This window comes from Microvirgula sp. AG722 (assembly GCF_003269145.1).
Taxonomy (GTDB): Bacteria; Pseudomonadota; Gammaproteobacteria; order Burkholderiales; family Aquaspirillaceae; genus Microvirgula; species Microvirgula aerodenitrificans.
In genome coordinates, this window is the sequence record NZ_QLTJ01000004.1 from 193,478 (window position 1) to 215,230 (window position 21,753).

A 21,753-nucleotide genomic window follows, 5' to 3' on the forward strand; every position below is an offset into this window, starting at 1 on the left:
TTCGCAGATGAAATTCCAGATCGCGGCCAGATTCGACGGGTGCACCCTGTTCGATGGCAAGCTGAACAGCACGATGCAGTGCCGGCTGGACCTGGCGGGTGAGTATTACCTGATTTACATCGACATGCCGGCCACCCGGGACCGGGTCGATGGCGACAATCTGGACGTCTTCAAACTGCTGAATCAGGCGTTTGGCACCGGCTTGCCGGAGAACGCGCTGTATGTGCAGGATGCCGGCTTCTTCACCTTTTCTCACCGTGGCACAACGCCGGGTGACAAGACCCTGCTGGACGTCTTTCCGCAGAGCATGCTGCCGGCCAGCGTGGCTGCCGTGTCCGGCCCGGTGGTCGATACCAGCAGCTTCTGGCTGACGATCCGGCTCAAGGGCAATGACCTGTTCAACAGCCTGATCGAGGTCGGCTACCGGGAAGGCGACACGCCGCAGGCCGACATTTCGCTGTCCGGCACCCTGAGCCATACCCTGAGCGCCGGCGAGGCGCTGCGGCAGACGATCTATACCGCGATCCTGCCCGATATCCGGCTGCTGGGCCTGTTTGCGTTCCGGCAGCTGAAACTGCAGTACCGTTTCGCCACCGACGCCGAATATGCGATCAGCGGCAAGCTGGAACTGGCGCTGTTTGGGCAGGCCTATGGCTTCGACGGCATGGTGGTTTCCAACGCCAGGACACTGAAGGCCTGCCTGAGCGCGAGCGATCCCGGCCACGAGATCGACAAGCCGTTCTATGGCGCCATGCTCGGGGTCACATTCCGCAAGCTGATTTTCGGCGTGTTCTATACCTTCTCCGACAGCAAGGCCAGGCCGCCGGTGAAGGCGACCGGGTTGTACCGGGTCCAGGGCAGCATCGACTATGCCAACCTGAAGCTGAGCGGGCAGATCTATCTGCAGGACACCACGCCGCTGCTGGCGGCCGTCTCGGTCGACCAGGACCTGTCCATTCGCGACCTGTTTCATGCCTCGATCCCGCACTTTCACTGGCCGGACGATCTGATCGACATCACCTTTCTTGATGGCAGTTGTCTGTATTACCAGGACGAGAACAGCGGTCCGATGCCGCTCGACGTCAGCGGCTTCAACTGCCCGGCCGCGGGGCAGCTGCCGGTGGCCGTGCCGACGCAGAAGATCACCTATCTGCCCGGCTTCCATATCCATTCGGTGTTCGACATCACCCTGCTGTCCACGCTGCGGATCATCGGCGACGTGCGGATCGCCAGCAAGGGCGTCAGTGCGACGATACAGCTGGCCGATCCGATCCGGATCTACATCCTGCAGATAACCGGTGGCAAGCAAGGCGGCGGGCCGGTGTTCTCGTTCGATACCGTCGACGGCAGCGAAATGGGTTTTGGCTGCAGCCTGCTGTTCTTCCAGGAAGATTTCGGCATCGACGTCAAGGTCAGGGGGCGCAAGAGCCAGGGCAGCGAGCTGAAGATCGATGGCACGCTGTCGTCTGCGCAGACCTTTCCGCCGATGTTCACCACACCGCCGACACTGGGCTTTTCCTACAGCAGGAAGGATGGCTTCAAGGTCGACAACTGGCCGGCATTCGACTTTGTCAGCGAGGCGATCGACTTTATCGAAGAGATGAAGCAAATCGCCAACCGCAACCGTTCCGCCTGCGGGGCGCTGGCCGATTTCGTCAACAAGGAACTGCTGGCGTCGACCTTCAGGATCTCGCCGTCATTCTCGACCCGCAGCGACGGGCTGTATCTGGTGCTGAACGGCACGTATCGGCTGACCGCCGCCGGGGTCGAATTTGCCCACCTTGAATTTCCCGAAGCCGTGGCCTTTCCGCTGCCGGACTCGCTGTCGATGCAGGCGCTGCCGGCGGCCATCACCGATGCGCTGGCCGGCGCCGCCGAGTCATTCGTCACCGGGCTGATGAACAACAGCGAAGCGGTGGCCACCTTTCTGGCGCTGATGGCCGGCAAGCAGGCTGCGCAATATGCACTGAGTCTGGTGTGCAAGGGCCTGGCCGACGGGGCAGTCAGCGCGGCCACCGAGGCCGGCGCCACCGCGCTGGCAGCGGCGGGAGGCGTGATCTCGGCGCTGTCGATCGCTGCCGTTGGCGGCGCGGTATCCCACAGCACCAGCAAGTCGTGCTTTATCGCCGGCACCCTGGTGACGCTGGCCGATGGTGTCCAGTGCCCGATCGAATCGGTCTGCCCGGGCGATGTGCTGCTTGGCGCCGACGGTGCGCACAACCGGGTGCTGGGTCTCGACTCGCCACGGCTTGGCTCGCGCCATCTGTATGCGCTGAACCGGGGACGCCACTTCGTCACCGCCGAGCATCCGTTCATGACCCGTGCCGGCTGGTGCGCGCTCGATCCGCTGGCTACCCGGCGAGAAATCCCGGGTCTGGCCGTGGGGCTGCTGCAGGCAGGCGATCTGCTGTGCCGGCAGGACGGCAGCGTCACCGAACTGCGGACGCTGACGGCGACCCGGGCCGACGCCCGGCTGCAGCTGTACAACTTTGTGCTCGACGGCAATCACAGTTATTACGCCGACGGCTATCTGGTTCACAACAAGGACCCGCAGCCGCCGCCGACACCGGGCCAGAACCCGAAGCCGCCGGCAGGACTGAGCGCCAGTTACCTCAATGGCGTCGTGCAGGCGAGCTGGAGCAGTGCGCCGAATGCCAGTGGCTACCGGGTGCAGTGGCGGGACCCGGCCGGCAAGGTGCTGGGTGATGTGTCGCTGAGCTTCATGCAGACTTCGGCCTCGTTCCCGGTCGGGGCAGAGGCGGTGGCCGGCAACTACAGCATGGCAGTCATGGCCTGCCTCGGTGACTTCACCAGCGATGCCAGCCTGGTGTCGATGCCGAAGCTGCAGACCCCGTTGCTGCGCGCCGGTCTGGTCACGCCGACCGGTGGCACGATCGGACCGAACGTCACGCTGCTGCTGCAGTGGGATGACGTGGCCGGTGCCACCGACTATCTGCTCCGCCTGTCCCGCAACGGCGAGCGCCTGCCGCCGGAACCGGTCAAGGCACCGGCGCTGGCCCTGCCGTGGCGCTTCGATGCCGATCAGCCGGCCGGCGACTATGCGTTCTCGCTGGGCGCCAGTGCCGGTTCTGCCGCCATCCCCGGTGATGACAGCCCGGTCCAGATCTGGACCCGGCTCGGCACCCCCGGGCAAGTCCGGGCCAGCAGCAGCGGGACGACGGTCACCGCGCGCTGGACGGCCGTGGCCGGCGTACAGCGCTATCTGCTGACCCTGCTCGACCCTGTCGGCAAACCGGTTTGCCAGCAGGTCGACGCCAGCGGCACATCGCAGGCCGAGTTGCAGCTGCCGCCACCGGTCAGCTTCGGCACCTATACGCTGTTCGTTGCCTGCCTGCCGGACAGTGCCGCCAGCCGGCAAGTGCCGGGGATCTGGAGTGCAGCCGTACTGGTGACGGTACAGGCAACGCTGGCGCAACTGGCCGCCCAGTCCTTCAGTGAACACCTGGATGGCGCAGCCTGCGGACGGCGGCTGATTGCGGCTTATCCGGATACCGACAGCACGGCCATGGCCATCGCCATGCAGCAGGCCGGTTATCCGCCGGATGCAACCGGGCAGGGGCTGAAAGCCGCCTTTCCGTCGCTGTCCGCACCGGCACTGCTCGCCGCACTGGTGAGTGCCTATGGCAAGGCCTGACCCGTCCCCGACTCTTTTCCCTCCCACCAAGGAATCATCATGGCAAATCCCCTTGACCCGTCGCTGATCGCCGCCCTGCAGACCCAGAAGCAGCAGGGCGCCACACCACAGCAGGCCGTGCTCAACCTCGAACTGGCCTGCGCCGGCCATGCTGCCGGAGTGATCAATCCGCGCACGATTGGCGCGGAGGTACTGACCCTGGCCCTGCGCGAGGTCTATGGCGAGGAACTGACCGCCCTGGCCGCCGCCATCATCCTGCACAACCTCGGCTATCCGGTCGATGACATCGCCGTGGCGCTGAAGGTCAATTACTCCGGGCTGAGCGCGCTGGATCTCGGCGGCATCCTGCTGAATCCGAATGTCTATCCGCAGACCGGCCGTCCGGAACTGAGCCACGCCCTGACCGGCGCCGGCTTCTCGCCCGACGAGACCCTGCTGGCCGCGAATATCCTCTATCCGGTGCAGGTGACCGTGCTGGCGACCCAGCCATGGCAGAGCACCGGCGTGCAGGTCACCGGAACGCAGACGACCTCGATCAACTATGTCAGCGGCAACTGGTATGCCAGCCCGGGAACCGGCAATTGCACCGGTACCGGCGATCCGCGACTGATCGCCAAGCCCGGCTACACACTGCCCGGTGCGCCCGAGGGTGCGCTGGTCGGTCGCATCGGCGGCCGGGTATTCCTGGTCGGCAACGCGGCCAGTGCTCCGCAGGGCGCTGCCGGCCTGCTTGAACTGTGCATCAACGATGACCTCGATGGCCGCTATGGCATGGGCCTGAAGGACAACCGCGGCAGCCTGCTGATCAAGATCAGCACCAGCGCCTGATGCCGGAGACGGGACCGCCCGGTGCCATCGCCCCATGCCTCGGGGTGGGCACGGGCGGTCACCGTGACATTCCGGCTGCAGATCTGGCTCTGCCGTTCGGGGAGGACGTACCATGCGGGGAAATTGACCGGATCAGGAAAATGGCATCATGAAAAAAATGGCACTGATGGCTGCACTGCTCTGTAGCGGCTGGCTGTTGCAGGCCCAGGCCGCCGGGCCGGGCAAGGCGGGCAAGGCGGACAAGGCGCTGGCAGGGCACTACTACCTGCAGGGTGTGCGCGAGATGGGATCGGAACTGCTGCTGAAGGCCGATGGCCGTTTCGAGTGGGCCATCAGCTATGGCGCGATGGACCAGTACGCAAAAGGCAGCTGGCGGGTGAATGCGGGCAAGGTGGTTCTGCAGACCGCCAGCACCGACAAGGACCCGGTGTTCCGGCCGTTCCGCGATGAGGAAATGCGGGTACGCAAACCGGCAGAGGACGGCTACTGGGTCGCCATCGTCGGCATGCCGGGCGTCGGGCCGATGCGCGGGGTGGAAGTGACGTTCGAGAGTGCATCCGGCAAGACGGCGACCGCCGTCAGCGACCGCGCCGGCGATGCCATGGTGGAAATGCCGGCCAGTGAAACCTGGGCCCGCGCCGGCCTGCGCCGCGAGGGCAGCAAGGCACCGCTGCAGTGGTTCGACCTTGCCCCGGATCGTGCCGGGCAGCGCCTGAGCGCCTTTGCCGTGGACGATATCGACTATGTGCGCGAGCAGCCGTTCCAGCGCCTGACGCTGACGGTCAAGGGCGACAAACTGGTCATGGAAGAGGGCGGCGGCGGGCTGGTTTACCAGCGTCAGTGATCCGTCCGGTTTCTGCCAGGACTGCCCCCGCAGGCACAAATGGATTCCTGCGGGGGTTTTTATGTTTTTTGAATTAAATATTCGTATATAAAAGCTTTGCGCATAGCATTATCCCTTTGGCTTGCCCATTCATTTTATCCACGGTTACCATTTGTTTTTCCAAGCCAAATCCGGACCTCGCATGCTGAGACAGACACTCCTCGCTGCCGCACTGTTTGCGGCCCTGCCCGCCGCCCATGCCGCAGAAGTCAAAAAAACGGTCGGTGCCGTGCAGCTGATCGAAAACCGGCTGCTGGAGCGAGTGTCCGCCGATGGCAGTGTCCTGCTGGTCCGCAAGAGCGGCGCCGGGCTGGAAGAGGCCGATGGCGTCGTGCTCAACGAACTGCGGCTGCGCCTGTCGGAAACCGATCTCTGGAATCTGCAACCGGCACAGGGGCTGGCGCTGGATGGCGCAGCAGGCGAAACACCGGTGCCGCTGCCGGACGGTGCGTATTTCACGGCGACGACGACACGGATGTCGGCGGATGGCAAATTTGTCGCCTTTGGTGCCGGTGCCAATGGCAGCCTGGATGCCTGGCGCTGGCAGGCGGGGGGCGCCCTGCAGCGGCTGGTGCCGGAAGGCCGGGCATGGCGCTCCGGCGTGGCCGATATCAGCCGCGATGGTCGCACCGTGCTGGGCTGGCTGCTACCGGACCGGCAGTCGGTGCCGCGCACCTTTCTGTGGACCGAGGACGGTGGATTTTCACTGCTGCCGGACGACATGAACCTGCCGTTTGCCCTCAGTGCCGACGGCCAGCGCGTGTTCGGCACCCGTTTCCGGGGCAACTTCCGGCAACTGCTGCAGCGCGGTGCCCGGGAACTGTTCGAGCAGCAGATGCCGTTCGACAATACCGAGGGCGCCGGGGACTGGGACATCGTCGGTGTCAGCGCCGATGGCCAGCGTCTGGCCGGTCATGTCGAAATCAAGGGGACGTCGCGCTGGCAGGGATTCCTGTGGGATGAGCAGACCGGCTTCGTCGAACAGGCCGACCCGCCGATGCTGGAGCGGCAGCCCGGTGGCGAAAAGCCGGACTTCGACGACTTTGCCCGCCGTATCCGGGCAGCAAGCGGGATGACCGATGCCGACCGTTTCACCTTCCTGCAGACCGATGCGGTCAGCTGGCAGCCGGGCAAGGGGCTGGACATGATCGAGGCCGGCGGTGTGCCGGCCGGGATGTCGGCCCGGGGCGATACGCTGTTCGCGTACCAGACCGGTGGCTGGCCGCCCCGGCTGTGGCAGATCGACGCCGGCGGCAGGACGGACCTGGGCGGGAAACTGAATGTGCGGAACAGCTATCTGAGGCTGTTGTCAGTCTCCGACGACGGCAGCCGGGTCTGGCTGCGCGGTGATGACTATGAAGCCATGTCGTCCGGTACCTACTTCTTCCGCGACGGCAAACGGGTGCCGCTGGGCAAGGTCCAGGCGGCCATCTCGCCGGTCAGTGTCAGCACGGACGGGCGTACCCTGGCCGGCATCGGCGCCACTGAAACGAGGCCGCAGCGCTACCCGGCCATGGTCTGGTCCGAAGCGACTGGCCGCGACACGGCCTACCACTGCCCGGGCGACAGCATGGGCAGTGGAACGCTGGTGCTGTCCGGCGACGGCAAGGTGCTGGCCACCGGTCAGTCCGGTACCAAACGCAGCGTCATCTGCCTGCGCCGCATCGCGCCGTGAGGCGCTGGCTGACGGGCATGGCCCTGGCGCTGCTGGCGCCGGCCGTGCTGGCCGCCGCCGCCGCACCACAGCTTGTCGTCGACGGGCAGGTGCTGCTCGCACAGTCGGCCGATGGTCGCGTCAGGCTGGTCCATCGTGCCGGAGACCGGGCTGCGGTGAGTGTGCCGGCGCTGACGCGGGCCCTGGCGCCGTATCACCGGGCGGGGCGGGAACCGCTGGTCCGGGTGCCGGCGCTGGCCTGGGAGCAGGAGCGGCGCTTCACCCCGCTGGACGGTTTTGACTACCTGCTTGCCGGCAGTGCCCGCCTGTCGGCCGACGGCGGCACGCTGGCCGTTGGTGCCGGCCGGGAAGGCGCGCTGGACGCGTGGCTGATCCGCCGCGGGCAAGCGCCCGAACGCATGCTGCCGACCGCCATGGCGCGTTACTCGTCGGTGACCGATATCAGCGCCGATGGCCGGACCGTCGTCGGCTGGCTGCTTGACCGGCAGTCCGTCGCGAGGGGCTTTCTGTGGCGGGAGCGGCGCGGTGTGCGTCTGCTGCCCGGCCCCCTGCTGTTGCCGCTGGCGGTATCCGCCGATGGCACCGGGCTGCTGGCCAGCAGTGATCGGGAGGATCGCGACAGTCTGCGCCGCAAAGCGCTGTCGGCCGTGCTTGACCCCGATGCCGCGCTGCTGCCCGGCGACCCGGGGGTCAGTCTCTGGCGGATCGGCGAGTCGCCGACGCAGCTGGCGGCGGAAGGCCGGGCGCTGGCGTATGCCCGCCTGCAGGGAGCGGTGTTGTGGCGCACCCGCGAACCGGGCCGGCTGACGGTGCGGCTCGGGCATGAAAGTCAGACATTCGAGGCTGATGCGCTGGCCGCCGGCCAGGTGGACCGGGTGTCGGGCGGCACGATGGCAGCCAATGGCCGCGCCCTGCTGCTGCAGGGCCGTCAGCACAGTGTGCTGCTGACGCCGATGCAGAAACTGCCACTGCCAGCCGGACTGCAGGCCGACAGCGTGACTTTCTCCAGCGACGGTCGCCAGGTCGCCGCCCTGTTCCGGGCCAGTGATCGTCCCGGAGAGCGGGCCCTGCGCGCCTGGTGGCGGGACCTGACCCAGGGCGACAGCCGCCGCCTGCGCTGTGCCGGCGATCCGGCAGCCGGACGGCTGTTCCTGTCCGCCGATGGCTACCGTCTGACGCTGGCCGGTCAGGCGGGGGGCTATTGTGTTTTTGATCTTGCTCCGGAAGTTCAGCCATGACCCTGCGTCTCTTTCTGGCCCGTTCCTGGCCACTGTGGTTGCTGGCCGGCTGCGCCAGCATGTCCTCCGCGCCGCAGGCGCCGGCCGAGTTTTGCGCGCCGGCCAGACCGGAGCGTGCCGCCGTGCCGCCGCTGCCGCTGGTACTGACCGCGATGTCGGCCGACGGCAGCACGCTGGCCGGTTACGCGCGGGTGACGGACGGTCGCCGTGCATTCACCTGGTCCGACGGCGACGGCTGGCGCTGGCTGGATCGCCAGTATGGCCATGTGCTGGCCCTGTCGGCCGATGGCCGGGTGGCGGTCGGCGGCTACCGGCAGACTGCCGCCTGCGTCGGGCCTGCCATCTGGGTGGATGGCGTGCGCGTTGCGCTGGAACTGCCGGCCGGCACCTGCATGGGCGAGGCGGTGGCGGTGTCCGACGATGGCAGTGTAGTTGCCGGCAGTCTGGCACCGAATGACCAGTATCCGCGGGCCTTTGTCGCCCGGCGTACCGGGCGCGGCTACTCGCTCCGCCTGCTGTCGTCGCCACCGGGGTACGCCGCCGCCAGCGCGGTATCGGCCGACGGTCGCGTGGTGGCCGGGCAGGCGGCGGACAGCGGCGGCTGGCAGCAGGCTTTCGTGCTGCGCAACGGCACGCTGACCCTGCTGGGGCCGCGTGCGCGCTACGCCCGCGCCGAAGCGCTGTCGGCCGATGGCGGCCTGGTGGCCGGCCAGGGCCGCAGTGACGGCGATGGCAGCTACTTCAGCTTTGTCGCGCCGGCCGGTCGTGACATGCGTCGCAACGACTGGCTCGAGCCGCTGCGCGCGGCCGTGCCGGACCCGGAGGTCAAAATCGGCATGGAGGCCCTGTCGCGCGACGGCAGCCGCTATACCGTCAGCCTGAAGGACAGCACCGGTGCGCCGCGCAGTGTGGTGGTCTCGCCGGAGCTGACCGAGTGGGTGAACGGGCTGGACGACGGCAGCCGTGTCCGCCTGTATGCGCTGAGTGAGGATGGCCGCATCGGTGTCGGCGCCACCCTGCCTGACGGAGCGGCGGCATCCGACGCCACCCGGGCCGTGGTCTGGGCCAATCATGGCAGCCAGCCGCTGTCCGCCGTGTATGCCGTACCGGCCGACCAGCATCCGGCCAGCGCCCGCTACCTGTCGCGCCGGGGGGCGACCGTGGCCGGATGGCTGGCGGACGGCAGGATCTACCGGGCCAGCAATCTGCCGGGCTGCCCGGCGTGGCAGGTGCTGGGCGCGGCGTGGGCGGAGCAGTAAGCCCGCCCGCAACATCCGGTCAGAACACGGACAGCGACAAGGTACGCCCGAGGCTGACATCGACGTGGAACAGGCGGCCGTGCTGATCGATGACCTGCCACCAGTCATCCGCGACCCGGACCTGCAGGCCGCTGCCTGCCGGCCAGTGCAGTGCTGCTTTCAGGGCCCAGTCGCGCATGCCGACATGGAACAGGTCGACTGCACCATTCGGGCTGGTGCGGCAGGCCAGATACCAGCCGGCGCCGGTTTTCAGCATCAGGCCGCTGCCGTGGCCGGCCGGGCCGGGCAGGGTGACGGCGGCGCCGTCGTCCCCGCGACCGCCACGATGCAGAACGATCTGCCCGTCCCGGTCCTGCTCAGTGTGAAATATCACGCAGCCTTCGTCACGTTCCAGCAACAGGCCGTCGCCAGTGTGCTTTTCCTGCGGCCAGCGTGAGCTGAGCCGGCGTTCCGGCAGGTGGTAGCACCACAACTGTACTTCGTCCGGCCCGGTCTGGATCAGCAGTTGCTCCACGCTTGTCCCGGCGCAGAAGGCCGTGACCATGCCCGGCAGGTCCGCCACCTGCCACAGCACCGACTGCAGCGAGGTGGTGACATCGAGCACCTGCAGCCGCGAACCGCTGACCACGGTCCAGCCGATGCCGTCGAACTGCTCCGCCATATGGTCGAACTCGCCGCTGCCGAGACCCGTGGCTGTCCGGTTGAGCAGGTCGAGCCGGCTGACCCGCCACCTGGTACCGCGCTGCGCCAGCGCCAGCACGACCTGGCCGTTGTGCGCCGGCACCAGCCGTTCCGCCGGTTGCGGGAAGCGGTGGAGCGGGGTGCCGTGCCTGTCGACCAGCATGGCGCCAGCTTCGCCGAGGGCCAGCAGGAACGTGTCATCGTTCAGCGGCACGGCATCCTGCAGCGCACGCGCGCCGGCGGCCGGCGCCTGCCAGTCCAGCGGTGTCTGTTGCTGATTGAGGGGCAGCACGGCCGGAGGCGGGAAACGCAGATCGGGCAGGTCGGCCGCGAATACCGGGTCCGCTGCCAGCGTCACCAGCTTGCTCAGGGTACGACGGTCCAGCTTGCCATGTCCTGCCATGCGGTCGGCCAGCAGCCCGGGCAGGAGGGGACGCAGGATGGCTGCGACGCCGGGACCACGCGCGCCGAGCGTCAGGGCGCTGTCGGCGATGGCCGCGCGGGCCGGGTACTGTGCCGGATCATCGCGCAGGCCCAGCAGGAAGTCGTGGTAATGCACCATCGTGTCCGGCAACAGGATTGCCCGCCTCAGCAGCGCCCTGGCCTGCAACTGGCCCCCGGCCTGCTCGACGTTCTGCAGCCACTGTGCCGCCTGCGGCCGGAAATCGGGAAGCGGCCAGGCGGCATCGACCGCCTCCAGCCATGCGCCCTGGGCCGCCAGGGTCGCGGCCCATTCCTCGCGCAGACGTCGGGCGGCATCGGGCCATTTGTCTTCCAGCTGCAGGATGGCGGTGGAGAAGGCGTTGTCGCGCCGCGCCACGGCAACCGCATGTTTCCAGTCGCCGGCGAGGCAGTGCAGACGGACGATGGTGTCCGCCGCCATATCCCAGTACAGTGCCAGCGCGGCGGCCTGGGTGAAGCGCTGCTGCTTTTCCAGATAGTCGAGGGCTTCGGCATGGGACTGCAGCAGCTCGGCGAGCACGAAGACCGCCTCGTCGATACGGCCTTCGCGGTCCAGTTTTCCGAAGCTCCTCCGGTACAGGTCCATGAGGTACTGACGCAGCGGCGGGTCCAGATTCAGGCTGGCGCGGCCCGATGTGCCCGGTGCGCCGAGACGCAGATCCTTTCGCGCATGCGGCGTACTGAGTGACGGTGAGTCCGACCCGTCGCCACCGCCGAGCGGGATCGCATGGCGCAGTGCCTCGTCGAGCCGGCCGTTTTCAAACATTTCCAGCATCCGCCGCAGGTAGGCGGCCTGACGGTGGCCGAATGCCCGGGCCAGCGGCGTGGTCATGACCATGCGGGCCACCCAGTCCTGCCAGCGCTGCGGCAAGCGGGCGCGGAGCCGGCGGGCGGGCAGGCTGTCCACCAGCCGGGCGGCCAGCGGCCGGGCCCCGCCGGCCAGCCGGCGCGCGATCCAGTGATGCACGGCCCAGACCGTGATGGGTATCAGCCACCCGGGGCTGGACAGCGGCGGCAGCCTGTCGGTGATCAGCAGCCACCCCATCAACATGATGGTGAGCGCGACTTGCCATTTCCATGCTGCCGACCCGGTCGTGCCGTTCCGGGTATCAGGCCGGCTTTGCGGCGGTTGCCCGATGGCCTGGACAAAACGCTGCTGAGCCGCGTCCGCCGGGGCGACCGCCTCGCCGAGTACCTCGCGCACATCACCGGGAACGGCCGGGGTGGCGAGCACGGCTTCGCCGGGTTCGTCGCGGAAATCATCCGTGTCGAGCAGGGCATGGTCGTCGACCGACAGCCAGCCGGCCGGTTCCAGTGGCTCGGCCCCGGCAAAATGCAGGGCCAGCACGCGGCCGCCATCGACGATCCACAGATCGGCCTCGGGCAGCCGGGCCGCTTCGCCGGGGCGGATGCCGGCCGAACTCAGTGTCTGCCCGACCCGCACCAGCGGCCAGCCCAATTGGGCGGCGTCGGCGGGGAGCGGGAGGGCAAAGCGCAGCGCGTCGCCGGCGGCAAAGCGCCAGGCGGTGGCTCCGGGCTGCCAGGCCGCGACCAGTCGCGCCGCGCGCTGCGCGTCGTCGTACCAGTCGGCCGGGAACCACAACCCGTGCAGCGGCGGATTGCCATGCCATACCGGCTGGCACGGCAGCAGGCCGGGATCAATGGCTGGCATCTTCGCTGCTCCCTTCATGGATAAACAGCTTGAGGACCTGCTCTGCCAGCGAATAGACGATCAACTGTTGCTGCCCGGTCAGCAGCGCAACCTGTCCGCTGATCGGTGAGTAGCTGAGGCGCACGGCAGCGGCGGGCAGGGTGTACAGCGTCGTCAGGCCGTCCTGGTCCCACCGCGCGAGCCGTTCGTTTCCGGCGTCGATCAGCAGCAGGGCGCTGTCATCGCCAATGGTCCGGTCGAACATGCCGATCGCCCGCCAGCCGGGGGGCAAGGTCCATTCCAGAGACTGAAGCGGGCCGCCCGACTGCCACTGGAGCGGATAGACCCGCCACGTTTCTGCTTCCCCCGGGCGGCGGTCGCAGACGGCGGCCCCGCCGAACACTTCCGGTCGCGAGGCGATGCCGTTCAGCAGGACCGCAACGTCCTGGCCGACCGGTCCCAGTGTGACCTGGACATCGTCAGGATCGGTATCGTACTGCCGGATGTGCAGCCTGTCGGCTTCACGCCAGGCACAGGCGAGCCGGTGCTTGCCCACCGGCGTGATCGCCAGCACATTGCTGGCCAGGGTTTCCGGCACAGGCGGCTTGCCGCCGCTGGCCGGCTTCGCGCAGAGCAGGGCATTGTCCACCGTCAACAGCAGCAACTGCCGCTGCCGGCCGGCGGTGAGACAGGCCGCCGGCTGCAGCGCCGCGCTGCCGGCCGGTGCCGGCACCAGATCCGTCGGCAGCCTGATTCCCTCGGCTTGCCAGGCGAGGGTCTGCCCCGACTGCCTCAGTACCCCCAGTGCCGTCCTGCCATCGAGCAGGAGGGCCAGCGGCTGGGCGCCGTCAGGCCACAGCTGCCGGCGCGCCTTGCCCCGGGCATGGTTGGCGCCAGGAATGGGAAACACCATGACGCCGGGGGCGTCGAGCAGGCGCACGGCGACATGACGGCCTGCGGGCGACAGAATGGGCGGCTGTTTGATGCTGAGACGACCACTGTTTTTCTGATGGGCGTTGCTGGCGGCAGTTGGCGCAAACCGGCCTTTCAGTATGTCCTGCGCCAGCGGCTCCGGCGGCAACGGCAGTTGCAGCCTGCTCCGGCGGGTGCGCGTTTCCAGCAGGACGTCGAGGTCGCTGCCCTGCAGGGCCCGGGCGATGCCGAGGCGGTGGCTGGCCTGCGGCATTGCCCCGGCGGACGGGCTGCCGACCTGCCAGCATTCGGCCGGATTCAGCGCGGCATCGGCCAGTGACTGCTGCCACTGCTGCAGATGGGCCGGAGTCGGCAGGGTCCAGCCGCGCTGCTTGAGTAAATCGTGCAGATTGCGGACTTCCCGCGCTTCGTGCAGCGCCCCCGGCTGTTGCAGAACGCCCCAGCGCAGTGTGGCGCCGGCCTGTTCCGCACGGCGCGCCAGCAGGATCCATGCGGCGAGATGCGCCAGCCGCGGTGCGCCGAGCTGGTGCGGACCCGCGTCGAACAGCGCCAGGATCAGACGGTCGACCTGCCGGGATCTCGGCCGTGGCATCAGGAACAGGTGCTCACCCATGACCGCCCGGCGCAGGAACTCGTCCGGCGCGGCTTCGGCCAGCAGCCATTCGCTGGCGAGCAGCCGCGGATAGGGCCCGCGATGCCTCAGGTCATCCAGCCCGTCCGGCTCTGTCACGGAGGTGTCGTGCAGGCGGGACGCGGCGAGACCGGGCAGGGTGTCCAGCTGGCGAACCAGATCGCCGAGCGCGACGGCCACATCGGGCCTGAACCATTGCAGCCAGTGGTGCCAGGGTCGAAGCGCGGCGGGAAGGCTCCAGTCGCTCATGGGCGTCCCGGCCAGCGCCTGGCCAGCCGTTCCAGCAGACAGGGGGAAACTGCATGCTGCCGGTCCAGCGGCATGAACACTGCCGGCGTTCGCCACAGCAGCAGCGGCTGGCGATGGCAGCGCAGGTCTAGCGCCCGGGCGAGCAGATCATGGGCGACGTCGGGTTCGTCCTGCGTCGGCAGCCACAGTGCCGGTGCCTGCCTGCTGGGTGCCGCATAGGCAATACCATCGACCCATGGCAGGTCGGCCGCCGCACCGATCAGCACCAGCAGGTCAGAAGATGAACACATCTGCAACCGGGCACGGACGTTGGCAGGCAGGGACGCCAGCCGTGCCAGCAGCGCGGGCGCCGCGTCCCGTCCCGCCACGGCGGCAGCGGGTTCGGCGACAGTGACGGCGGGGCGCCAGTGCCAGGGCAGGGGGGAAACCAGCGTCATGCCGTTACGACAAGCCGGGCGGCCAGTTGCGTTCTGAGCCCGGCCAGGGCCTCGGGCAGTTGTTCGCGACTGAAATTGGCGTCGATCTCGCGCAACAGTGCCTCCAGCCGGGCGGGCGTCACCGTGGCGGACCGGGCCAGGCATTCCTGCGCTGCCGACTCGAGCCGCGCCGCACGGGACAACGGTTGCTGGACGGTGGCCTCACAGGCGCTGAACAGGGTAGCGTTGGCGGAGCACGCGATCTGCTCGCGCAGCACATCGCGTGCCTGCGCCTGCAGCGCTTCGGTCGGAATCACGCACAGCAGCGGCCAGATGTCGGCCTCCTGCGCCTGCAGGCGTCCGGCCAGCACGGTGGCCGCAGCGATCAGCCGCTGTGACCTGACGAGGCGGCGATCCGACAGCGGAATGCCGGCGGCCCGCAGCGAACGGATGGCATTGACCAGCGCCGGCATCGCCTCGCGCATGTCGACCCGGGCCACCTGTGCGCTCAGCAGATCCAGCTGGGCGAGACTGTTTCCGGCGGCCGGCGGCTGTTGCGCGACCTGCCAGCCGCCGGCCAGCAGGGCTTCCAGCTGGTGGTCAGCCACGGGCGACACGAAGGAGTGGACCAGGAAACGGTCAGCAAAGGCCGCCAGCGCCTCGTCTTCGGGCAGCGCATTGGCTGCCGCGACACAGATGCGCAATGGGCAGTGCAGGCGGGTATGGCCGCGCCGGAACTGGCGTTCGTTGAGCAGGCCGAGCAGCGTGTTCAGAATCGCCGTCGATCCGAGGAACACCTCGTCCAGAAAGGCGATGTCCGCTTCCGGCAGCATGTCGCTGACGTCGGTCTCGACCGTGCCGTCGCGCAGTTTCCTGAGATCCACCGCGCCGAACAGCTCCGACGGCTCGGTAAACCGGCCCAGCAGATACTCAAAGTAACGGCCGCCCAGCGAACGGGCGACGCGGCGTACCACGGCACTCTTGGCGGTGCCGGGCGGGCCGATAACCAGTAAATGCTCCTGGGCGACCGCTGCCAGCAGGATCAGTTCGGCCAGCTGTTCGCGCTCTACCAGCCCGGTGGTCGCCTGCCGGAGGTTTTCGCGCAGCTGCCCGGCGGCATGGTGCAGTTCGGCAATCATTGCTGGAGTGGCTTCCACCAGGGAAAGAAAAGGCCAGTTTGCCAGATTGGCGAAAATCATTCCAATAGCAACAATTTGTCATTATCAAAATGACATTGACGTTATCTGTTTTGAATCAGTGGCTTGTTTTTTGCACTCGTGCCGATTTCGCACCGCGGTGCCGCCAGATATTCTTCGGATTTTTTCAACGCGCTAGTATGGGGGCCCACCCCGGTCCGGAAAAAGGTATCCCGTTGCGCACTTCCATCCTGTCCCTGACTCCCGCCATCGCCCTGGCTGGTCTGCTGGCCGGCTGCGCCAGCTATTCCGAAACCCGCAGCGACACCTTCCCGTCACTGTGGCAGGTCGAGAACGGACAGTGGCAGCCGCTGGCGGACGGTGGTCTGCAGGGGGGCTGCGAGACGGGCAGCAGCGGCTGCCGGGGCGACTGGGCCAGCATCAATGGCCGGGTGCCGCTGCCGGCCAACTACCGGCTCGGTACCACGCTGACACTGCAGGATGGCGTGCTGGCCGAGCTGATGCTGGACCGCACCGCACAACGCTATACCCGCGTTTATCTGTACCGGATCGAGAACAAGCTGGCCATCGGCAACGGACGCTCGACTGCGGACAAGGCCTATGGCGGCAAGAACGTGGCCAAAGTGCCGTTCCAGGTGGAAACGAACCGCCCGTACCGGGTCGAGATCACCGTCTGCAACCGCAACCTGAGCGTCAGCATCGACGGCAAACGCTATCTGAGCGGTGAGCCGCACGACACGCGGCAGCGGGGCACGCTGGGACTGGCCGTCAATGGCCGCGCCCGGTTCGATGCGCTGCGGGTGACGGCGCTGAACCGGAACGAGTGCGCACCGGGCGACCGCTTCTCCCATCCGGAAGGCATGCCGATGCCGGCGCCGTTCTTCGTGTTTTCGGAGTAGGGACCTAGCCCGCTCGGCGTATTGTGCCGCGCCGCCGGGGTGGATAACGTGCCTTCATTACTCCCGACCCCGCGAACCTGCCATGCCTGAAGCGACCATCAACGATATCCGGATCGAAGCCGACACCCGGGCCGAACTGAACAATGCCGCCGTGCAGGAACTGCTGCGCCAGCGCGCACTGGCTGTCGGCCTGCTCGAAGACGGCGCCGACGACGACACCCGTGCTGCCGCACTGGAACAACTGCTGGAACAGGAAGTCAGCGTGCCGCAGGCCAGCGACAGCGAACTGGAACGCTATTACACCGCCCATGCCCGGCGCTACTGTGCCGGCGAACTGGTATTTGCCTCGCACATCCTGCTGCAGGTGACGTCCGGCGTGGACCTGCCGGCACTGCAGGCGCGGGCGGAAGCCATCCTGCGCAATGTGCGCGACCAGCCGGAGCGGTTCGACCAGCTGGCGCGCGAGAACTCCAACTGTCCGTCTTCCGAGCTTGGTGGCAGCCTCGGCCAGCTGCAACGCGGCGAAACCGTGCCGGAATTCGACGCCGCCCTGTTCTCCGACCAGTCCGTCGGCCTGTGGCCGCAACTGGTACGCACGCGCTTCGGCTTCCATATCCTGCGCATCGACCAGCGCGTTCCCGGCAAGCAGATGCCGTTCGACGTCGCGCGCGAACGCGTGGCCATGGACCTGCAGGGCCAGGCGCTGACCCGGGCGCTGGAACAGTATGTCCGGATCCTGGCCGGGCAGGCGAAGGTGGAGGGGGTGGATCTGGGGGCGGTGGGGGTGCCGTTGGTGAATTGAGGGGGCGCAGGTTGTATCAATAAATAATGACGTTGGGTTTTTTTCTTTGTGAATATGCTATAAGGGGCAGCTACGATATTCACAGACTGCGGACGGGTCGATAGCCGACCCGGGCGGTGCGCAGCGAAAAGACATGACAGTACAATCCATCGCGTATGCCGATTACTGGCGGACATCTCTGGCGGACTCGGACCTTGGGCGTGGGGCATTCAGGAGCGGCGAGACTGAGGATCAGCTGTGGCTGACCCCGGATGCACTCGCCAGCGGCCGGGTCGGCAGTGACATTGTCGACGCATGCTTTGCCGGGGAGCCTGAGCCGCACCCGTTTGTCAGCGTGATGATCCGCCCGCAGGTTTATATGGCGCGAATGTCGCATGGCAAACGTCATGCCGGCATGCCGGATATTGTGACACCAGTGGTTGGCGTGGCTCTACTGGCACGCGATGGCCGCCTGTTTCCGTTAGCGGATACTGTCATGCCGCGCGATATTCTGGAGCCGTTGGAGCAAGGAGCATTCTCCGTCGGCACTGTGAATGATCTGGACGATTTCCTGAGCAGAAGCCCGATTCCCGGCGTGGATTCGTGCCGTGACGAACAGATGACGGAAGATGCTTTCGGTGAGCGTCACCAGGCCGGGTGGGCGCGTTATCTGGCGGGTTGCAGGCAATTGCTGGCGCAGGTGACGGGAGAGCGCTCTGCGCTCGACGAAAGTTTTATCCTGGCTGACCACGGTTTCCTGCGCAAGAAGGATGTCATCACAGGGGCGAGCAAGCATATTCTCGGCCTGTATGACCATCTGCGGCAGTGCACACCCGATGCACCGTTGTTCGAGCGTTATTCCGATGAGCGCTTGAGTCCTCCTGACGTCTGCCTGCCGCCCAATGCCTGTTTCTCTGCACGGTTGGGGCACGCCAGCGATCTCTATCCGTTGGCCGATGCCCAACGCGATGCCCTATCGCATCTACTGCTCGCTGAGCATGGTGAAATACTGGCTGTCAATGGCCCGCCGGGGACCGGGAAGACGACCCTGTTGCTGACCGTTGTCGCCACGCAGTGGGCCAGGGCAGCCCTGGATGGGGGAGAGCCGCCATTGATTCTGGCGGCGTCTACCAACAATCAGGCGGTAACTAACATCATTGACGCGTTCGGCAAGGACTTTGCCCATGGCAGTGGCCCGTTTGCTGGCCGCTGGTTGCCCGACGTTCACAGTTTTGCGGCCTATTTCCCAGCTAAAGGTAAGGAAGCCAAGCTGGCCGAACGCTACCAGACCCGTCGTTTTTTCGAGAGCATCGAATCAGAAGCCCAAGTTCAGGACGCCAAGCTGGCCTATCTGGCTGCGGCACGCCAAGCGTTGCCCGGTGCGGACGACAGCTTGACCGTTTTGTCTGCTACACAGCAGCTGCGACAGGCTATTGCGACCGAGGCGGCGAAGCTCGACGATCTGGAGCAGACCTGGCAACGACTGGCTGCGGCACGGGACACGGTCCGAAAGGAATTGGGCGAGAACCCGGATGCCGCCATGGCCGAACGGCGCAGGCAAGGGGAGAGTCTCGACGCCAGTTTGCTCGACCTATGTTCGTTGTTGGAACAATGGGATGGTTATCTGGCCAAAGAACCCCTGCTGTATGCGCCGTTTTCCTGGTTGGCGCCGGTGGCCAGAAAGCGCATGCAGCTAGCCCGCCAGTTTCTCGACCCTATCTGGCCATCGTGGCTTGAAACTTGTGCTTGGGAGCGAATCGAGCAAATCGGAGCCTGGCTGATCGCCGTTGTCGAGCATACGGATCAACAACATGATGAGCAGCATCGCCGCATCCGGTACGGAGAAGCCCTGATCCGGACCGAGGCCGATGCACTGGCCGGCTGGCGGACGGCATTGATTCCGTTGGGAATGGAAGATGACGCCGGGCGCTGGTCTCTGGCCGATTGCGATCCTATCGCGGATACCCGCATTCGTTTCCCAGTCTTTCAACTGACGACGCATTATTGGGAAGGCCGCTGGTTGCTGGATATGCAAGACCTGGCGCCTGACCTGGAGGCGGAAAAGCGCAAGACCGGTCGGGTAGCGGCCGAGAAACGTTGGCGCCGGCGTATGAAGTTGACGCCCTGCGTGGTGTCGACCTTTTTTATGCTGCCATCCGAAATGAAAGTGTCCCGCCGTGATGGACAACGGTTTGTCGACGATTACCTTTACGACTTTGCCGATCTGCTGATTGTCGACGAGGCCGGGCAGGTACTGCCCGAAGTTGCTGGCGCCTCATTTTCGCTGGCTAAGACCGCTCTGGTTATCGGCGATACCGCCCAGATCGAACCCATCTGGAGCGTTCCGGCCCGTGTGGATATCGGCAATTTATTTAGTGCCGGCATCCTGCCTGGTCGTGACGACGACGACGGCTACGAGCGTGTGTCCATGAGTGGCAAGACCGCTGCGTCCGGTAGCGTAATGCGGATCGCCCAGTATGCCTGTCGCTACCACTACGATCAGGACTTGGCACGCGGGTTGTACCTGTACGAGCATCGGCGCTGTTTTGATGAAATCATTAGCTACTGCAACACACTATGTTATCGCGGCAAACTGATCGCCAGGCGTGGCCTGCATCCTCGCGACGACCTGCACTTGCCGGCATTGGGCTATCTGCATGTCGACGGTTTATGCCTGCGCCAGCATGGTGCTAGCTGGGAAAACTTGCTGGAAGCTCAGACAATTGCCGCCTGGATCGCGGCAAACAGGGCCGCGCTGGAACAACAGTACGATAAACCGCTGGCACAGATTGTTGCCGTGGTGACGCCGTTCTCCGGGCAAGTCAGCGCGCTGTCGGCTGCATGCAAAGAGCAGGGCATCTCGGTGGGCGCGAGTAGCAGCGACATCACTATCGGCACCGTACATTCGCTGCAGGGGGCAGAACGACCTGTGGTGATCTTCTCCCCGGTGTATTCCAAACATGCTGATGGCAGTTTTATCGACAGACGCCCCAGCATGCTGAATGTAGCGGTTTCCAGAGCAAAAGATAGCTTTCTGGTGTTTGGCGATATGGATACCTTCGCTCAGAAGTCGGGAACGACACCACGTGGCCTGCTCGGGCAATTCCTGTTCCGCGAGATAGACAATGCGCTGAGTTTCGACTATCAGCCGCGTCCAGACCTGATTAGCCCGCAAATCCACCTCCGCCCGCTGCGAGATGCACAGGAGCACGATGCTTTTCTGCTCGATACGCTGGCCAGCGCCCAGCGCGAGGTACATGTCGTGTCCCCGTGGATCAAGCTGGAGCGTATTGAACAAACTGGTGCCCTTGCCGCGATGAATGACGCGGTTAGCCGAGGCGTCCAGGTCCATGTGTATACCGACCTGAAATGCAATGTTGACAAAGGCAACCCGCAGTGGAACAAGCACCAGGCGCTGCGTACGGTGGTCTCCGCCCTGAGTGGCAAGGGCATCAGCATGCACATCGTCCACAAGGTGCACAGCAAGATCGTGATCGGCGACGACAGCCTGTATTGCGTCGGCTCGTTCAACTGGTTCAGCGCTAGCCGAGATGAAAAGTATGCACGGCACGAAACCTCGCTGGCCTACTGCGGTGCTGACCTCTGCCACGAAATCACGGTGATGAAAGAAAGCCTGCAACGTCGCACGCTGGTGTATCAGTTCGATGAAGAAGTGTGCGAGGTGGGGTGAGGCTTGGTTTTCAAGGCAGATAGCGCTGGATAGGTAGCAGGTGGAAACCTATTCAGCACCTAGATACGTTGCTGGGCGGATAGAGCGTTGCTTCGCTTGTCATGTACATTGAGTTTGTTTGGCGATATTATATTGTCAGTTAAATTGTTGAGTGAGTTTTTGTTTCTGATATTGAGCAGGTTTTGAATTTTATATCCTGTATGTAAAACATGATGTAAAACATGGATTATGAAGAAAATTGTTTGGGTTTGTAGTGCTTTTTTGCTTGGTTTCTCAATGTTGTCCAATGCCGAAGATGTCAATGAATTTAGCGACTGCGATAGCTATGGATTTTTTGTGGCAAGTAATTGGCATAAATCCATTGTCTGCGAAAAGCTTCATCCGGAAATGAAGGCGGGCATGGAAAAAACGCGGCTGAATCTTGCTACAGCCTACCCAGGTTTTGTGCTGGCTATTGCAACTGCATTTTGGGCGGATTCAGCAGAGGCTATAGGGAGTTCAACTCTATATGAAAATATAGCGGAAGACCCCATTTTCGATAAAAGGCCTTGCAACGACGTCGCAGATTCTCTCGAGATGTCGTTAACGAAAGAAGATGCAAAATCGATGCTTGCTTGCTGGAAATAAAGACTTCCATTTCAGTAGATATGTGATCGAAGCATAG

Annotated in this window: 14 protein-coding genes; 10 read left to right on the top strand and 4 right to left on the bottom strand. The window is 65.4% G+C overall.

The window, feature by feature from the left end; genetic code table 11:
- The first annotated feature begins 7 nt into the window (after nt 1-7).
- The 6 genes from DFO50_RS08630 to DFO50_RS08655 all read left to right on the top strand — a co-directional run bounded on the left by DFO50_RS08630 (nt 8) and on the right by DFO50_RS08655 (nt 9,538).
- Nucleotides 8-3,655, top strand: a complete 3,648-nt coding sequence (locus tag DFO50_RS08630; protein WP_112692343.1) for a Hint domain-containing protein — start codon at nt 8-10, stop codon at nt 3,653-3,655.
- Nucleotides 3,656-3,694: 39 nt separating this feature from the next.
- A complete protein-coding gene (locus tag DFO50_RS08635; protein ID WP_028499637.1) occupies nt 3,695-4,483 on the top strand; it encodes a hypothetical protein in 789 nt (262 codons plus the stop codon).
- Nucleotides 4,484-4,631: 148 nt separating this feature from the next.
- Nucleotides 4,632-5,327 (top strand): hypothetical protein, encoded by a 696-nt coding sequence (locus DFO50_RS08640; RefSeq protein WP_107889630.1) that lies wholly within the window; start codon nt 4,632-4,634, stop codon nt 5,325-5,327.
- Between the two features lie 181 nt (nt 5,328-5,508).
- Nucleotides 5,509-7,041, top strand: a complete 1,533-nt coding sequence (locus DFO50_RS19145) for a hypothetical protein (protein ID WP_158537425.1) — start codon at nt 5,509-5,511, stop codon at nt 7,039-7,041.
- Nucleotides 7,038-8,279 (top strand): hypothetical protein, encoded by a 1,242-nt coding sequence (locus DFO50_RS08650; RefSeq protein ID WP_146745034.1) that lies wholly within the window; start codon nt 7,038-7,040, stop codon nt 8,277-8,279. The genes DFO50_RS19145 and DFO50_RS08650 overlap by 4 nt, the downstream gene beginning before the upstream one ends.
- The gene (locus DFO50_RS08655) at nt 8,276-9,538 is read left to right on the top strand and encodes a hypothetical protein (protein WP_112692345.1); all 1,263 of its coding nucleotides are present in this window, start codon (nt 8,276-8,278) and stop codon (nt 9,536-9,538) included. Before DFO50_RS08650 ends, DFO50_RS08655 begins: the two co-directional genes overlap by 4 nt.
- A gap of 19 nt (nt 9,539-9,557) precedes the next feature.
- On the opposite strand, the gene DFO50_RS08660 is transcribed toward DFO50_RS08655, so the two are convergent.
- From DFO50_RS08660 to DFO50_RS08675, 4 genes are read right to left on the bottom strand one after another with little or no spacing between them, the layout of a single operon-like run.
- Complete coding sequence (locus DFO50_RS08660; RefSeq protein WP_112692346.1) at nt 9,558-12,353, bottom strand: bpX6 domain-containing protein; 2,796 nt, start codon at nt 12,351-12,353, stop codon at nt 9,558-9,560.
- On the bottom strand, nt 12,340-14,145 hold the full coding sequence (locus DFO50_RS08665) for a hypothetical protein (RefSeq protein WP_028499633.1): 1,806 nt from the start codon (nt 14,143-14,145) through the stop codon (nt 12,340-12,342). Before DFO50_RS08665 ends, DFO50_RS08660 begins: the two co-directional genes overlap by 14 nt.
- Nucleotides 14,142-14,582, bottom strand: coding sequence for a hypothetical protein (locus DFO50_RS08670; protein ID WP_028499632.1), 441 nt, complete (start codon nt 14,580-14,582; stop codon nt 14,142-14,144). The genes DFO50_RS08665 and DFO50_RS08670 overlap by 4 nt, the downstream gene beginning before the upstream one ends.
- The gene (locus DFO50_RS08675) at nt 14,579-15,700 is read right to left on the bottom strand and encodes an AAA family ATPase (protein ID WP_028499631.1); all 1,122 of its coding nucleotides are present in this window, start codon (nt 15,698-15,700) and stop codon (nt 14,579-14,581) included. The genes DFO50_RS08670 and DFO50_RS08675 overlap by 4 nt, the downstream gene beginning before the upstream one ends.
- 233 nt (nt 15,701-15,933) lie before the next feature.
- Between DFO50_RS08675 and DFO50_RS08680 the strand changes: the two genes are divergently transcribed.
- From DFO50_RS08680 to DFO50_RS18835, 4 genes are all read left to right on the top strand, one after another.
- Nucleotides 15,934-16,617, top strand: coding sequence for a hypothetical protein (locus DFO50_RS08680; protein WP_028499630.1), 684 nt, complete (start codon nt 15,934-15,936; stop codon nt 16,615-16,617).
- Between the two features lie 82 nt (nt 16,618-16,699).
- A complete protein-coding gene (locus DFO50_RS08685; RefSeq protein WP_107889638.1) occupies nt 16,700-17,419 on the top strand; it encodes a peptidylprolyl isomerase in 720 nt (239 codons plus the stop codon).
- Nucleotides 17,420-17,552: 133 nt separating this feature from the next.
- Nucleotides 17,553-21,089: an AAA domain-containing protein gene (locus DFO50_RS08690; RefSeq protein WP_112692348.1), complete on the top strand. Its 3,537-nt coding sequence runs from the start codon at nt 17,553-17,555 to the stop codon at nt 21,087-21,089.
- Nucleotides 21,090-21,317: 228 nt separating this feature from the next.
- Complete coding sequence (locus DFO50_RS18835) at nt 21,318-21,716, top strand: hypothetical protein (RefSeq protein ID WP_146745035.1); 399 nt, start codon at nt 21,318-21,320, stop codon at nt 21,714-21,716.
- Nucleotides 21,717-21,753 lie beyond the last annotated feature (37 nt).

What these genes read in the sequence shown, in the direction of transcription:
- DFO50_RS18835 (WP_146745035.1), top strand. Translation starts at nt 21,318, where the DNA reads ATGAAGAAAATTGTTTGGGTTTGTAGTGCTTTTTTGCTTGGTTTCTCA.
- DFO50_RS08685 (WP_107889638.1), top strand. Translation starts at nt 16,700, where the DNA reads ATGCCTGAAGCGACCATCAACGATATCCGGATCGAAGCCGACACCCGG.
- DFO50_RS08665 (WP_028499633.1), bottom strand. Translation starts at nt 14,145, where the DNA reads ATGAGCGACTGGAGCCTTCCCGCCGCGCTTCGACCCTGGCACCACTGG.
- DFO50_RS19145 (WP_158537425.1), top strand. Translation starts at nt 5,509, where the DNA reads ATGCTGAGACAGACACTCCTCGCTGCCGCACTGTTTGCGGCCCTGCCC.
- DFO50_RS08655 (WP_112692345.1), top strand. Translation starts at nt 8,276, where the DNA reads ATGACCCTGCGTCTCTTTCTGGCCCGTTCCTGGCCACTGTGGTTGCTG.
- DFO50_RS08635 (WP_028499637.1), top strand. Translation starts at nt 3,695, where the DNA reads ATGGCAAATCCCCTTGACCCGTCGCTGATCGCCGCCCTGCAGACCCAG.
- DFO50_RS08670 (WP_028499632.1), bottom strand. Translation starts at nt 14,582, where the DNA reads ATGACGCTGGTTTCCCCCCTGCCCTGGCACTGGCGCCCCGCCGTCACT.
- DFO50_RS08640 (WP_107889630.1), top strand. Translation starts at nt 4,632, where the DNA reads ATGAAAAAAATGGCACTGATGGCTGCACTGCTCTGTAGCGGCTGGCTG.
- DFO50_RS08660 (WP_112692346.1), bottom strand. Translation starts at nt 12,353, where the DNA reads ATGCCAGCCATTGATCCCGGCCTGCTGCCGTGCCAGCCGGTATGGCAT.
- DFO50_RS08630 (WP_112692343.1), top strand. Translation starts at nt 8, where the DNA reads ATGAAATTCCAGATCGCGGCCAGATTCGACGGGTGCACCCTGTTCGAT.
- DFO50_RS08675 (WP_028499631.1), bottom strand. Translation starts at nt 15,700, where the DNA reads ATGATTGCCGAACTGCACCATGCCGCCGGGCAGCTGCGCGAAAACCTC.
- DFO50_RS08690 (WP_112692348.1), top strand. Translation starts at nt 17,553, where the DNA reads ATGACAGTACAATCCATCGCGTATGCCGATTACTGGCGGACATCTCTG.